This is a genomic window from Streptomyces toxytricini (genome assembly GCF_014649915.1).
GTDB classification, from domain to species: Bacteria; Actinomycetota; Actinomycetes; order Streptomycetales; family Streptomycetaceae; genus Streptomyces; species Streptomyces toxytricini.
Genome location: NZ_BMTY01000040.1, coordinates 3,582 through 17,106, shown reverse-complemented (window position 1 = coordinate 17,106; position 13,525 = coordinate 3,582). Strand labels below are relative to the sequence as shown.

Sequence of the window (13,525 nt, the reverse complement as noted above, 5' to 3'; positions counted from 1 at the left end):
CGACCGGCTACCGACCAACCCCGCCCCCGCCGCCGCCTCCCGGCGCCGTACGGTCGGCTCCCGCTCTGGTGCCCCCCGGCACCCTCCACCCCCGCCGCCCATTTCCCACCCCTCCCCCCCACCCCCGGCCCCCTCCCCGCGCCGAGTCCCCCAACCCCCTCCCCCACCTCCGCTGTACCGCGCCGCACCTGACACCCTGTCAACCCAGCGCATTCGCACGCTCGTACCACCGCCATACAGGGAGACACCGGCATGCATTCCACCTTCTCCATATCCGCCGCCCCGCGCCCCGCCACTCCCGACGATGTTCCCGAGCTCGTGCGGTTGCGGGCCGTGGCGCTGGCCGCCCTCGGGGTCGATCCCGGGGCTGACGACGCGCCCTGGCGGGCCGTTGCCCCGGGATGGTTCCTCGAGCGGATCAACGAGAGGGCGGACGTGCACTGCCTCGTCGTCGGCGGGGCGCCCGGGGAGCGGCTCGTCGCCACCGGGATGGCCTGGGTGACTTACCACCTGCCCCGCCCCCAGTACACCGACGGGCGGCGCGGCTACCTCGACGGCATCGTCACCGACGAGGGCTTCCGCGGACAGGGCCACGGGCGGCGGATCGTCGACGGGCTCGTCGCCTGGCTGAACGGCATCGGGATCCACTACGTCCAGCTGCACGCCAGCTCCGACGGCGAGCCCGTCTACAAGGCGGCCGGCTTCGTGCCGAGCCACTTCGCGAGCATGGACCTGTTCACGACGCCCGCCCCCTGACACCCGGCAGCCCCGGGCCCGGCCCCCGCCCTCCGAGGCCCCCTCAGCGGCGTTCCAGGCGGGCCACCCGTCCCTTCTCCCCCGCCGCCCAGCAGCTGCCGTCGGGGGTGCAGTCGACGGTGTCGAAGGAGCCGGCCTCCAGGGGCCGCCAGGTGCGGCCGCCGTCGGTGGTGGCGTCGGTGCCCGTCGGGCCGACCGCGAGGGCCGTGGCGCGGGTGTGCGGGAGCCAGGCCGCGCCCGAGCGGTAGGCCGGCGGCGGGGTGGCGGCCGGGCTCCAGTTGCGGCCGGCGTCCGCGGAGCGGGCGGCGGCCTGCGGGGAGGGCTCGCCGGTGCGGTAGTCGCCTCCGACGGCCAGGCCGGTCGTCCGGTCGCGGAAGGCGAGGGCGAAGACGCCCTTGGCCGGATCGCCCCCCGGGATGCCGGACTCGGTGGCCTGCCAGGTGCGGCCGCGGTCCGACGAGTGCAGGATGCGGGCGGTGGCGCCGCCCCCGGTGGCGAGCCACACGTCGCGCGGTCCGGCGCTCACCAGGCACTGGCCGCTCGCCGCGAAGCCGGCTTCGCCGGGCAGGGCGGGCGGCATGCCCGCGTCGGGCAGGACGCTCCAGCTGCGCCCGCCGTCGTCGGTGGACAGGATGCGGAACCTGCCGTCCACCGGGTCGCTCATGGCGAGGCCGTGTCGGGAGTCGAAGAAGGTCAGGCAGTCGTAGAAGGCGCGCGGATCCGGGTTCCGGAAGGTTTCGGTCCACGTGCGGCCGCCGTCGTCGGTGCGCAGCACCCTCGACGCCTCGCCTTCCCCGATGGAGAGGGCGACGGCGCGGCGGGCGTCGAACGCCTCGATGTCGCGCAGTTCGAGGCCCTCGGCGGCGGCGGTCGGGGGCGAGACGTCCTGCCAGCTGCGGCCTCCGTCGGTGGTCCGCAGCACGGTGCCCTTGGAACCGGCCAGCCAGGCGGTGGAGCGGTTGACACCGGCCAGGCCTCGGAAGCGGGCGTCCTTGCCGGTCTGCTTGAGGGCCCAGCCGGCGCCGCGTAAGGCGTGGCTGTCGCCGCCTGCGGCGGCGGGCGCGGTGGTGTCCGCGTGGGCGGGGGCGGCGGTGAGGGCGATCGCCAAGGCGGCCGCCGCGGACATGCCAATTCTCGGGAGTCTCATGGCGCCGGAAGCTAGTGCACCCGCGGATGCGCCGTCCAGGGCGCCCGCAGCACGCCCGGACCACCCGCCACCCCTCCGCCCCGAGGGCCGTTGGGCCTGTGGAGTGAGCGGGAATCGGCCGTTCTCGATTCACCCCCGCACGCGGGCCGAGTCGGGCGCCCCTTCGGCCGACGGACCCATCTTGATCACCGTAAGTGATCGAATGGACGCGTTCCAGCCAATCGGTGACGCAGCTCACGTCATCGCCCGTGCACGGATTTGCCGATTGCGGCGTCTATCGGGTTGCCGGGCTCCAGCCCAGACCCGGCAGCAGATCCGCCGCAAGGGAGCGAGCCTTGATCACTGTTATCGAGCAGGCCGTGCAGGCACGTCTGGTAGCCACCGCACCGAAGGTGGAAACCGTACCCGTCACCCTCTGCTACGACCGGTCGGATCCGTTCGCCGTGCGGATGGCCTTTCCCGCTCCGGCCACGCTGGAGGGCGTCGAGGTGTCGTGGACGTTCGCCCGCGAGCTGCTCAGGTCGGGCCTGATCAGGCCGTCGGGCCAGGGCGACGTGCGGGTGCGCCCGTACGACGGGGACCGGACGACGATCGAGTTCCACGCCCCGGAGGGTGTCGCGATCGTGCTCATGGAGACGGCGGAGCTGCAGCGTTTCCTTCGGAGGTCCGCGGAGGTGGTTTCGCCGGGCCAGGAGCACCTCTACCTCGACATGGACCACAGCCTGGCGGAGCTGATGCGCGGGCCGCGCTGAGCCGGCCAGGCGGCGGCCGGTTAATTCGTTTGCGGGCGGCTTCGGTCGCCCGTAGCGTCGTCGGCGTTCCCACCCCCGCCGAAACGGAGTAGGCCGTTGCTCTTCTGAGGTCCGAGACACCGACCGACAGGGTCGATCCGGCGCACCTGCGCATCCCACCCGTCTTCGGCTGTCTCCCCAGTTGCTCGCACCATTCACGCAACCTGGAGGCCTCCATGGGTAACACCTCTGCATTCATCACCTGCTCCGCACTCTCCTTCGACTGGCCCGACGGCACGCCCGTCTTCGACGGCCTGGACCTGGCGGTCGGCCCCGGCCGCACCGGGCTCATCGGGCGCAACGGCAGCGGGAAGTCCACCCTCCTCAAGCTGATCACCGGCCGACTCGCGCCGCGCGACGGACGGTTGGCCGTCTCGGGCACGGTCGGCCACCTGCCGCAGGACATCACCCTCGACACCTCGCTGCGCGTGGACGAGGCCCTCGGCATCCGCGGTGTGCGCGCCGCGCTGCACGCGATCGAGGCAGGCGAGGCGACCGAGGCGAACTTCGCCGCCGTCGGCGACGACTGGGACGTCGAGGAGCGGGCCCTGGCCACCCTCGACCAGCTCGGCCTCGGGCCGCTCGGCCTGGACCGCACGGTGGGCGAACTGTCCGGCGGGGAAACCGTGTTGCTGCGGCTGGCGGCGCTGCTGCTGGCGCGGCCCGACGTGCTGCTGCTCGACGAGCCGACGAACAACCTGGACCTGCGGGCCCGCCGCCGGCTGTACGCGGCGGTCGAGTCCTGGTCCGGGGTGCTGCTTCTGGCCGCCCACGACCGGGAGCTGCTGGAGCGGGTCGACCAGATCGCCGAGCTCCACGAGGGCGAAGTCCACTGGTACGGCGGCAACTTCAGCGCTTACGAGCAGCAGCTGGCCGCCGAGCAGGAGGCCGCCGAGCGGCTGGTGCGGGCCGCGGAGGCCGATGTGCAGCGGCAGAAGCGGGAGCTGTCGGACGCGCACGTGAAGCTGGCGCGGCGCAGGCGGTTCGCGCAGAAGATGTACGAGAACAAGCGCGTGCCGAAGATCGTCGCGAACAACCGCAGGAGTGCGGCGCAGCAGTCGGCCGGCAAGCACCGCACCCTGCATGCGGAGCGGCTCACGCAGGCACGGGAGCGGCTCGACCAGGCGGTGGAGGCGGTCCGGGACGACGACGAGATCCGCATCGAGCTGCCGGCGACGCTGGTCCCGCCGGGCCGGCGGGTGCTGGAGCTGTCGCGGCTGCGGTTGGCGCACGTCGCGGGTGCGCCGCTGGAGTGGGACCTGCGGGGGCCGGAGCGGATCGCCCTGGTGGGCCGCAACGGCTCTGGCAAGACGACGCTGCTGCGGACGGTTGCCGGGCTGCTGGAGCCGGAGGCCGGCGAGGCCGCCGTGCACGTGCCGGCGCGGTTGCTGCCGCAGCGGCTGGACGTGCTCGACGACGGACTGTCGGTGGTGGAGAACGTGGCCCGGTTCGCGCCGCAGGCGTCGAACAACGTGGTGCGGGCGCGGCTCGCGCGCTTCCTGTTCCGCGGCGCCCGCGCCGACCGGGCGGCGGGTGCGCTGTCGGGCGGGGAGCGGTTCCGGGCGGCGCTCGCGGCGCTGCTGCTGGCCGAGCCGGCTCCGCAGCTGCTGATGCTGGACGAGCCGACGAACAACCTGGACCTGGCGAGCGCGGGCCAGCTCGCCGGCGCACTGGACTCCTACCAGGGGGCGCTGATCGTCGCGAGCCACGACGTTCCGTTCCTGGAGTCGATCGGGATCACCCGCTGGCTGCTGCTCGACGGCGGCCTGCGGCCGACGACGGCGGAAGAGGTCCGGGAGACCCTCTGGTCCGCCTGATCCGACGGAGCCTGCTGTTCCTCCGGCCCCGCCCCCTGCCTGCCCTCCGGCCGTGTCCGGCCGTCAAGGCGGGGGCGGGGGCCACCTTCCTGCGTGACATTCGCCGCGTCTGCGGCCCCGTACACGCCGATCAACTGCATAGATAACGGGATGTAACCGGTCATATGAACGCCCGGGGCTTGGCTGGCCCTCACGGTCCGCTTAACCTACGGCGTCGTAGGCTACGGAACCGTAGGTAATTCGCTTTGTCCCCAGGAGTACCCGTGACGATCACCTCTCCCCACCTCGGCAGCTCTGCGGCGTGGACCGACGCGAAGCTGCTGTATGCGCTGGAAGAGGTGGTCGAGAAGGAGCTCAACCGCCACCTGAAGGTCACCAAGGACTGGATGCCCCACGAGTACGTCCCGTGGAGCGACGGCCGGAACTTCCCGGCGTTCTTCGAGGACGGCGAGGCCTGGGATCCGCAGCAGTCCAAGGTCACGGACATCGGCAAGATCGCCCTGGTCGTGAACCTGCTGACCGAGGACAACCTGCCGAGCTACCACCACGAGATCGCCACGCTGTTCGGGCGGAACGGCGCCTGGGGCACCTGGGTGCACCGCTGGACCGCCGAGGAGGGCCGCCACGGCATCGTGATGCGCGACTACCTGCTGGCCTCGCGCGCCGTGGACCCGGACAAGCTCGAGGCGTTCCGCATGCAGCACATGTCGGAGGGATTCGAATCCGACAACCGCCACTCGATGCTGCACTCGGTGGCCTACGTCGCATTCCAGGAGCTGGCCACCCGCATCTCGCACCGCAACACCGGCCACCAGTCCGGCGACCCGGTCTGCGACCGCATGCTGGCCCGCATCGCGCAGGACGAGAACCTGCACATGATCTTCTACCGCAACCTCCTGGGTGCGGCCTTCGAGATCGCCCCCGACCTGACGATGCAGGCCGTGCGCGACGTCGTGGTGAACTTCCGCATGCCCGGACACGGCATGCCGGGCTTCGAGCGCATGGCCGCCCAGATGGCGATCGGCGGCGTCTACAACCTGCGCATCCACCACGACGACGTCCTCAGCCCCGTCATCCGCTTCCTGAAGATCATGAGCATCGACGGTCTCGGCCCGGAGGGCCGGCAGGCCCAGGAGGAGCTCGGCCTGTTCATGGACGGCCTGGATTCGGAGGCCCGCAAGTTCGACGAGCGCCTCGCCGCCCGCGCGGCACGCCTGGCGGCCCGCAAGGGCTGACCGGCCACTGTCGCGGCCCGGCCGGATGCCGGCCGGGTCAGCGGCGCGACCGCAGGGCGAGGCGCTCCGCCTCGGACAGCCCGCCCCACACGCCGAAGCGCTCGTCGTTGGCGAGGGCGTACTCCAGGCAGCCGGTCCGCACCTCGCACGCCGCGCACAGCCGCTTCGCCTCCCGCAGCGAGTTTCCCGGCTCGGGGAAGAAGAAGTCCGCGCCCGTCTGCGCGCACAGCGCGAACTCGTACCAGGCGGGGGCCGCGGCGGCAGTGGCGGGAGCGGTGGTGGTGTTCATCGACATGCCGCCGATCCTCACGCCCGCCGATGGACGTCTGATCAACGACCCATCAACACGGGCGGCGAGCGCCCCTTTCGAGCATGGCACCGCCCACTGACATCGGGCCGCCCCGCGCCCGGCGGTTCAGTCCGTCCCCGGCTCCTCCGCGGACTCGGCAGGAGCGGTCTTCTTGGCGCGGCTCGGCTGGACGCGCTTGGGCTCGCCCGGCATCTTCGGGTAGTCCGGCGGGTAGGGCATGTCGCCGAGCCCCTCGTCGTGCTCCTGCCGCTCGGCGAGCGCCAGCGCGGCCTCCAGGGTGAAGGCGTGGTCGTCCATGTCGGCGTGGAGGTCGCCGAGCTCGGCGTACCGGGCGGGCATCGTGGTGATGTCGAAGTCCCGGGGCTCCGCGGAGTCCAGCTCGTCCCAGCGGAGCGGGGCCGATACGGGGGCGTGGGGGCGGGGGCGGACGGAGTACGCGGAGGCGATGGTGCGGTCGCGGGCCGTCTGGTTGTAGTCGACGAAGATCCGCTCGCCGCGCTCCTCCTTCCACCAGGCGGTGGTGACCCTGCCCGGCATGCGGGCCTCCAGTTCGCGGCCGATCCCGATCGCGCAGCGCCGTACGTCGGTGAAGGTCCACCGCGGCTCGATCGGGACGAACACGTGGAGTCCGCGCCCGCCCGAGGTCTTGGGCCAGCCGCGCAGGCCCAGCTCCTCCAGGAGGTCGCGCAGCTCGTGCGCGGCGACCACCGCGTCGCCGTAGTCGGTGCCCGGCTGGGGGTCGAGGTCGATGCGCAGCTCGTCGGGCCGGTCGGTGTCCTGCCGGCGCACGGGCCACGGGTGGAAGGTGAGGCAGCCGAGGTTGGCGGCCCACAGTACGGCGGCCGGCTCGGTCGGGCAGATCTCGTCGGCGGTGCGCCCGCTGGGGAAGGCGATGTGGGCGGTGGGGATCCAGTCGGGGAGGGTTTTCGGGGCGCGCTTCTGGAAGAAGGACTCGCCCTCCACCCCGTCGGGATACCTCTCCAGCGTGGTGGGGCGGTTGCGCAGGGCGCGGGTGATGCCGTCCCCCACGGCCAGGTAGTACTGGGCGACGTCCAGCTTGGTGAGGCCCCGCTCGGGGAAGTACACCTTGTCCGGATTGGACAGGCGCACCTTCCGGCCGCCCGCCTCCAGCTCGATCGCTTTCCCGGATGCACCCATGTGCGCCACGGTAGGCGGGCCCGACCTAACGCGCATACCGGGCGAAGGCGGACGTACCGCCGCAGAATCGTGGGCATGGACCTGCCCGTGATGCCGCCCGTGCTGCCGATGCTCGCCAAGTCGGTCGCGAGGATCCCGCCGGGCATGCAGTACGAGGCGAAGTGGGACGGCTTCCGCGCCATCGTCCACCGCGACGGCGACGAGATCCAGCTCGGCAGCCGCACGGGCAAGCCGCTGACCAGGTACTTCCCCGAACTTGTGAGCGCTTTGAAGGAGAACCTGCCGGACCGCTGCGTGATCGACGGCGAGATCGTCATCGTGCACGGCGGGCGGCTGGACTTCGACCGGCTGACCGAGCGGATCCACCCCGCCAAATCCCGTGTGGACCTTCTGGCCTCGACCACCCCCGCCAGTTTCGTCGCCTTCGACCTGCTCGCCCTCGGTGACCGGTCCCTCCTCGACGCCCCGCTCACCGACCGCCGCAGCGCCCTGTGCTCAGCCCTCTCCACCACTCGGCCCCCCGTCCACCTCGCGCCCGCCACCACCGACCCCGCGCTCGCGCAGCAGTGGTTCGAGCAGTTCGAAGGCGCTGGGCTCGACGGAGTGGTCGCGAAACCGCTCGACCTGCCCTACCGGCCCGATGCGCGCCTCATGTTCAAGATCAAGCACGAGCGTACGGCCGACGTCGTCGTCGCCGGTTTCCGTTTCCACAAGAGCGGTCCGATTGTCGGATCGCTGCTACTGGGCCTCCACGACGACCGCGGCGCCCTCCAGCACGTCGGCGTCTGCGCCGCCTTCCCCATGAGGCGCCGCGCAGAGCTCGTCGAGGAACTGGCACCCCTGCGCATGGAGGACGTCTCCGGCCACCCCTGGGCCGCCTGGGCCGAGGAGTCCGCGCACGAGAGCGCCCGCCTGCCCGGCGCGCAGAGCCGCTGGACCGGCAAGAAGGACCTCTCCTGGGTGCCGCTGCGCCCCGAGCGCGTCTGCGAGGTCGCGTACGACCACATGGAGGGCGACCGCTTCCGCCACACGGCGCAGTTCCGTCGCTGGCGCCCCGACCGCACCCCCGGGAGCTGCACGTACGCCCAGCTCGACGAGGTCGTGGGCTACGACCTCGCCGAAGTCCTCGGCACCCGCCCCGCCGCCTGAACGCCCGCCCCTCGCACCGCCCGCCCCTCGCACCGCCCGCCCCCGCCGCCCGGCCTCCGCCCCGCCCGGCTCCGCTCACCCGCCGGTCAGCTTCTCCCACTCCGCCCGGTCCGGACCGGCCGCGTTCGGCGCGTAGTGCGGCCGGGCCTCCAGCCAGCGCGCCACCCGCTCCCGAACCTCCGGGTCCGCGTACGCCCGCTCGGGCCGTTCGGCCAGGTGGCGGACCCTGGCCCGGGCCCGCATCACCTCGGGGTCGTCCAGCGCGCAGTCGAACAGCGCCGCCGCCTCCCGCGTCCTGCCCGTCCGGGCGCCCCGCGTCCAGAACCGCTCGCCCACGGCCGCATCGGCGACGACCTGGAAGTCGAACCACGGCTTGAGCGTGCGCACCGCCCACGCGTGGTGCCCGGCCGCGTACCGGGCCGATCCGGTGTCCCGGTCGGCCGTACGGGCCACCCGCAGCGCGGCCCACAGAGCGAGCGAGGTGCCCTGCCCGAGCGTCGGGTTGGTGTGGGTGACGGCGTCGCCGACCGGGACGAGCCCGCGCACCACCGGCCCCCGCTCGTCGACGAGGGCGCTCCAACGGTTGTCCAGGCTCGCAGTGGCCAGGACCCCGGTCAGCGGCTCGGCGCCCAAGGCCAGCCAGGCCGCGCCCGGCGGGAAGGCACGCGCCGCCCGCTCGAAGACGGCCGGATCGCGCAGGGCCGAGCGGGTCGGGTCCTGCGTGTGGACGAACACGGTCACGGCGAAGGTCCCGTTGTCCGCCGGGAAGACCGCGCACCCGGAGAAGGCCCCGCCCGCCACCGACCACGGCCTGCGAGGCCCCTCCCCCGTGCCCTCCGGCAGCCGGTACCAGCGGCAGAAGTACGCCAGCCCCGTACGGTGCCGCTCCACGACCGGCGGCCGGCAGCCCGCCGCGGCCAGCCACCGCTCGGCGCCACCGCGACGGCCGCCCGCGTCCACGACCAGGTCCCCCTCGCGGACACCGGCTGCGGTCGCCACCCCCGTCACCCGGGCCGGCCCTGCCGCGCCCGCCGCTGCCCGCTCCACCTCCAGCCCGGTGACCGGCCCGCCGTGGTGCAGGACCGCGCCGGGCTCCGCGCGCAGCGCCGTGACCAGGGCGCTCTCCAGGACGATGCGCCGGGCCTGGACCATGACGAGGTCGTCGTCGCCGGGCCGCGCGGGCGGCCGTACGTCGAACCAGTCGAGCTCGCTGCGCTCGCGGGCGCCGAGCCGGAGCATCTCCGCGTACACGTCGGGCAGCTCGCGCCGCAGGAGGGTACGGGCCGCGCCGAGGAGGACGTGCGGCTGCGCGGCCTGCGGGACGGCCGGGCGGTGCCAGCCGAAGGAGTCGCGGTCCAGGGCCGTGCCCGGAGCCCGGGTGTCGCGCTCGAAGAGCTCGACGGTGTGCCCCTGCCGCGCGGTGAGCAGTGCGGTGGCGAGCCCACCGACGCCGCCGCCGATGACCAGAACGTGTGCCATGCGCGCCCCGCCCCCACCCCTGGACCCGTCGGATCGCCCAGAGCCTGCGCAGGCGGCCCCTGATCGAAACCCGCACGCCAGTTCGTGCCGTCCGTCAGGCCGGACGGGCCCGCCGGGGCTACCGCGCCCCGTGCGCCTGCCCGGCCCGGTGGGCGGCGAGGGCCCGCCGGGTCGTCTCCTCGATCAGGTCCGCGTTGATCGCGACGGCCGCGCGCACCCCGGCCGCGGCCGCCGCCGCCAGCTGGTCCGTCGGGCTGGTCACGTTCCCGGCGGCCCAGACGCCGCGCAGGGCGGTCGCGCCGGTCGCCGGGTCCGCCTCCAGGCAGGTGCCGATCTGCACCCCGTCCCGCTCCATGCCCGTCACCGGCAGCCCGAGCGACCGGGCCACCCCGGTGCGCGCGGTGAACCGCGGCGCCACCACCAGCGCCCGGCACTCGACGCTCCCGCCGCCCGCCAGGGTCACCCCGGAAAGGCCTCCGGCGCCGACGGTCAGGCCGGTGACCCCGCCCTCGACCACGGCGACGTCCAGCGCCGCGAGCAGCTCCCGCTCCTCCGCCCCCGGCCGCCGGGTGTGCGCGAGCAGCGTCACCCGGTCGCTCCAGCTCCGCCACATCTGCGCCTGGTGCACGGCGAGCGGGCCCCCGCCGAGCACGGCGATCGGCCGGTCGCGGACCTCCCAGCCGTGGCAGTACGGGCAGTGCAGCACGTCCCGCCCCCACCGCTCGCGCAGTCCCGGCACGTCGGGCAGCTCGTCGACCAGGCCCGTCGCCAGCAGCAGCCGGCCGGCCCGCACGGCCGACCCGTCCGCACAGCGCAGCACGAAGCCGCCCTCCGCCGGCCGGTCGGCCGCGAGCACCGTCCCCGCCGCGGCCGACCGGACCTCCGCACCGTACGCGGCCGCCTCGGCGCGCCCGGTCGCCAGCAGCTCGGCGGGGGCGGCCCCGTCCTGCCCGAGGTAGCCGTGCAGGTGGTCCGCGGGCGCGTTGCGGGGGCTGCCCGCGTCCAGCACCACCACGGTGCGCCGCGCCCTCGCCAGGGTCAGCGCCCCGGCGAGTCCGGCGGCGCCGCCGCCCACGACCGCCACGTCGTACACCCGTCCGCCGCCTGTGTCCATGTGCTCCTCCTTGCGTCGTTCCCGCGGGCCGTCCGCGTCGCCCGTGCCCTGCGGGCGAGGGTGCGCCCGCAGCCTGGGCCGTGTCACACGGCTTTGCCGGACCGGCAAACTGGTGGGACCCGTACGCCGCCACCAGGAGGGACCGTCCCATGACCACGCGCCCCGAACGCCCCCAGCGCGCCGCCCCGCACCCCAATGCCGTCGTCGGCGTCGGGCTCGTCGTCTGCGACCCGGCGGGGCGGGTGCTCCTGGGCCGGGCGCACGACGGCCGGTGGGAGCTGCCCGGCGGGAAGGTCGACCCCGGGGAGGGCTTCGAGCAGGCCGCTGCCCGGGAGCTGGCCGAGGAGACGGCCCTGCGGGCGGACCCGGGGGACATCCGGATCCTCGGCGTGCACATCGACGCGCAGGGCGGCGTGACCAGGCTGACGGCCTCGGCGGTCGCCGCGTCGGCCGAGGGCACCCCGCGGGTCACCGAACCGCACAAGATCACCACGTGGGAGTGGTTCGCGCCCGCCGACATCCCGGAGGCCCTGTACGCGCCGTCCGCGCAGGTCCTGCGCACCTGGCGGCCGGGGCTCGTCCCGGCGCTGCCGCAGGTGCCCGCGCACTCCTACCCGACGGCCCCGCCCGGCGCGTGACCGCCGCGGCTCAGCGCAGGTACTCCAGACCCGGGTGGACGGCCCGGTACCCGTCGAGGAGCCGCCGGGCCACCGCCGCCGAGTCCACCAGCGGGTGCAGCGCGAACGCCTTCGCCGCGGCCGCCCGGGAGCCGCTCTCCGACGCCGCCAGCACCTCGCGCTCGACGGCCTTGACCGCGGTCACCAGGCCCGTCGCGTGCAGCGGCAGCGGGTCGACGGCGACCGGGTGGGCGCCGTTCGCGTCGACCAGGCAGGGCACCTCGATGACGGCTTCCGCATCGAGGACGGACAGCGTCGACCGGTTGCGGACGTTGAGGATGAGCGTGGTGCGCTCGTCGCGGGCGACGGCCCGCATCAGCGCCAGCGCGACCTTCTCGTAGCCCCCGGACTCCGTGTCGGCGTCCTCGCGCCCGCCGGCGCCGGCCGCCTCGCGGTTCTCCGCCATGTACGTGGCCTCCCGCTCGGCCCGGGTCCGCTCCCAGGCGGCCAGCGCCGCCCCGGGGGCGAGGCCGGGCCGGCCGGCCTCGGCGTAGAAGCCGCGCTGCTGGTCGCGCAGGAAGGCGCCGCGGGTCTGCCGGGCCTCCCGGTAGGCGCGTACGGTCTCGCGGTTGAAGTAGTAGTAGTGCAGGTACTCGTTCGGGATCGCGCCGAGGGCGCGCAGCCACTCGGCGCCGAAGAGCCGGCCCTCCTCGAAGGACTCCAGCGCCTTCGCGTCGGCCAGCAGGCGCGGCAGTTCGTCACGGCCGCCGATGCGCAGGCCGCGCAGCCAGCCCAGGTGGTTGAGGCCGACGTAGTCGACCCAGGCGTCCTCGGGACGGGCGCCGAGCACGCGGGCGACGCGTCGGCCGAGCCCCACCGGCGAGTCGCAGATCCCGATGACCCGGTCGCCGAGGATCCCGGCCATGGCTTCGGTGACCAGGCCGGCCGGGTTCGTGAAGTTGATGACCCACGCCTCGGGGGCCCGCCGCGCCACGGCCCGCGCGATGGCGCGGGCGACCGGCACGGTCCGCAGCCCGTAGGCGATCCCGCCCGCGCCGACGGTCTCCTGGCCCAGCACGCCCTCGGCCAGGGCGAGCCGCTCGTCCGCGGCGCGCCCCTCCAGGCCGCCGACGCGGATCGCGGAGAAGACGAAGTCGGCGCCGGACAAGGCCTCGTCGAGGTCGGTGGTCGCCGTGACGGCCGGGGCGGGGCCGGGCGCCGGGGCGCGGGAGGCCGTCCGGGCGGCGGCCGCCTGATCGGCGAGCACGCGGGCCATGGCGGAGAGCCGCGCCGGGTCCTCGTCGTGGAGCACCACGTGCGTGACGCGGCCCTCGCCCCCGTCGCCGATCAGCGCTCCGTACACGAGCGGAACCCGGAATCCGCCCCCGCCGAGGATGGTCAGCCGCACGCCCCTACCGCCCTTCGCCACGGCCGCCGCCGATGCCACGATCCGCGGCATTCGGTCGGCGGCGCACGAGTGAGGGCTCCAGTGTCCCCCGTGCTGGGCGGCGTACGGGGTTCAGTCGCCCAGCGAGGGGACGGCGCGGAGCCTCGGGCCCTGCCGGTGCGGGGCGGAGCCGCCGCGCGCCGGGCCGGCCGCGGGGCCCTGCGGGGCCGAGAGGACCAGGGTGATCCGGGTCAGGCCCATCGCGTCGAGCATCCGGCCGGATTCGGCCACGATCCGGCACCGGACGAGGCCCGTCTGGGGATCCCAGTGGCGGACGGTGCGGACGGCGCCGTCGCGTTCGGCGGCCTCGGACCCGTGGGTCTTCAGCCAGTGGGGGACCCCGTACCGGTAGGCGGCCTCCATGAAGGGGTCCCGGGCGATCTCCTGGCGGATGCTGCGCAGCCCCTCGTCCTCGGGGGCCGCTTCGAGGGCGCCCGCGAACTGGGCCATGAGCGGGACGCACCACGCCGGTTCGTGGTCCTCCAGCACGGCGGCCGCGTCGGGG

The 13,525-nt window shown here is 74.5% G+C and carries 12 protein-coding genes and 1 pseudogene; 6 read left to right on the top strand and 7 right to left on the bottom strand.

The window, feature by feature from the left end:
* Positions 1-252: 252 nt before the first annotated feature.
* Positions 253-756, top strand: coding sequence for a GNAT family N-acetyltransferase (locus IE170_RS32085; RefSeq protein ID WP_189813003.1), 504 nt, complete (start codon positions 253-255; stop codon positions 754-756).
* A gap of 43 nt (positions 757-799) precedes the next feature.
* Here IE170_RS32085 and IE170_RS32080 read toward each other — a convergent pair whose 3' ends face one another.
* Complete coding sequence (locus IE170_RS32080; RefSeq protein ID WP_223857214.1) at positions 800-1,903, bottom strand: WD40/YVTN/BNR-like repeat-containing protein; 1,104 nt, start codon at positions 1,901-1,903, stop codon at positions 800-802.
* A 335-nt stretch (positions 1,904-2,238) separates the two neighbouring features.
* On the opposite strand from IE170_RS32080, the gene ssgD reads away from it, so the two are divergent.
* From ssgD to IE170_RS32065, 3 genes are all read left to right on the top strand, one after another.
* Positions 2,239-2,655, top strand: a complete 417-nt coding sequence (gene ssgD / locus IE170_RS32075; protein WP_189813002.1) for a spore wall synthesis regulator SsgD — start codon at positions 2,239-2,241, stop codon at positions 2,653-2,655.
* Positions 2,656-2,870: 215 nt separating this feature from the next.
* Entirely contained in the window at positions 2,871-4,511 is a 1,641-nt protein-coding gene (locus IE170_RS32070; RefSeq protein ID WP_189813001.1) for an ABC-F family ATP-binding cassette domain-containing protein, read from the top strand.
* Between the two features lie 263 nt (positions 4,512-4,774).
* The gene (locus IE170_RS32065; protein ID WP_189813000.1) at positions 4,775-5,746 is read left to right on the top strand and encodes an acyl-ACP desaturase; all 972 of its coding nucleotides are present in this window, start codon (positions 4,775-4,777) and stop codon (positions 5,744-5,746) included.
* Positions 5,747-5,783: 37 nt separating this feature from the next.
* Here IE170_RS32065 and IE170_RS32060 read toward each other — a convergent pair whose 3' ends face one another.
* Positions 5,784-6,035, bottom strand: coding sequence for a WhiB family transcriptional regulator (locus tag IE170_RS32060; protein WP_189813004.1), 252 nt, complete (start codon positions 6,033-6,035; stop codon positions 5,784-5,786).
* 126 nt (positions 6,036-6,161) lie between these two features.
* A complete protein-coding gene (gene ligD, locus IE170_RS32055; RefSeq protein WP_189812999.1) occupies positions 6,162-7,214 on the bottom strand; it encodes a non-homologous end-joining DNA ligase in 1,053 nt (350 codons plus the stop codon).
* Between the two features lie 75 nt (positions 7,215-7,289).
* Between ligD and IE170_RS32050 the strand changes: the two genes are divergently transcribed.
* On the top strand, positions 7,290-8,363 hold the full coding sequence (locus IE170_RS32050) for an ATP-dependent DNA ligase (RefSeq protein ID WP_189812998.1): 1,074 nt from the start codon (positions 7,290-7,292) through the stop codon (positions 8,361-8,363).
* Positions 8,364-8,438: 75 nt separating this feature from the next.
* Here the strand turns inward: IE170_RS32050 and IE170_RS33305 are convergent, their stop codons facing one another.
* Together IE170_RS33305 and IE170_RS32040 are read right to left on the bottom strand one after the other, a co-directional pair.
* Entirely contained in the window at positions 8,439-9,842 is a 1,404-nt protein-coding gene (locus tag IE170_RS33305; protein WP_189812997.1) for an NAD(P)/FAD-dependent oxidoreductase, read from the bottom strand.
* 118 nt (positions 9,843-9,960) lie between these two features.
* Positions 9,961-10,956, bottom strand: a complete 996-nt coding sequence (locus IE170_RS32040) for an NAD(P)/FAD-dependent oxidoreductase (RefSeq protein WP_189812996.1) — start codon at positions 10,954-10,956, stop codon at positions 9,961-9,963.
* Between the two features lie 149 nt (positions 10,957-11,105).
* Here IE170_RS32040 and IE170_RS32035 point away from each other — a divergent pair, with 149 nt between their 5' ends.
* Positions 11,106-11,594, top strand: coding sequence for a nucleotide triphosphate diphosphatase NUDT15 (locus tag IE170_RS32035; RefSeq protein ID WP_189812995.1), 489 nt, complete (start codon positions 11,106-11,108; stop codon positions 11,592-11,594).
* 10 nt (positions 11,595-11,604) lie between these two features.
* Here the strand turns inward: IE170_RS32035 and IE170_RS32030 are convergent, their stop codons facing one another.
* Entirely contained in the window at positions 11,605-12,981 is a 1,377-nt protein-coding gene (locus IE170_RS32030; protein WP_189812994.1) for a family 4 glycosyl hydrolase, read from the bottom strand.
* A 111-nt stretch (positions 12,982-13,092) separates the two neighbouring features.
* A pseudogene (locus IE170_RS33085) lies at positions 13,093-13,525 on the bottom strand (XRE family transcriptional regulator); the annotation flags it as partial.

Coding starts and splice junctions, on each gene's coding strand:
- IE170_RS32085 (WP_189813003.1), top strand. CDS start 253: ATGCATTCCACCTTCTCCATATCCGCCGCCCCGCGCCCCGCCACTCCC.
- IE170_RS32080 (WP_223857214.1), bottom strand. CDS start 1,903: ATGAGACTCCCGAGAATTGGCATGTCCGCGGCGGCCGCCTTGGCGATC.
- IE170_RS32070 (WP_189813001.1), top strand. CDS start 2,871: ATGGGTAACACCTCTGCATTCATCACCTGCTCCGCACTCTCCTTCGAC.
- IE170_RS32060 (WP_189813004.1), bottom strand. CDS start 6,035: ATGAACACCACCACCGCTCCCGCCACTGCCGCCGCGGCCCCCGCCTGG.
- ligD (WP_189812999.1), bottom strand. CDS start 7,214: ATGGGTGCATCCGGGAAAGCGATCGAGCTGGAGGCGGGCGGCCGGAAG.
- IE170_RS32050 (WP_189812998.1), top strand. CDS start 7,290: ATGGACCTGCCCGTGATGCCGCCCGTGCTGCCGATGCTCGCCAAGTCG.
- IE170_RS33305 (WP_189812997.1), bottom strand. CDS start 9,842: ATGGCACACGTTCTGGTCATCGGCGGCGGCGTCGGTGGGCTCGCCACC.
- IE170_RS32040 (WP_189812996.1), bottom strand. CDS start 10,956: ATGGACACAGGCGGCGGACGGGTGTACGACGTGGCGGTCGTGGGCGGC.
- IE170_RS32035 (WP_189812995.1), top strand. CDS start 11,106: ATGACCACGCGCCCCGAACGCCCCCAGCGCGCCGCCCCGCACCCCAAT.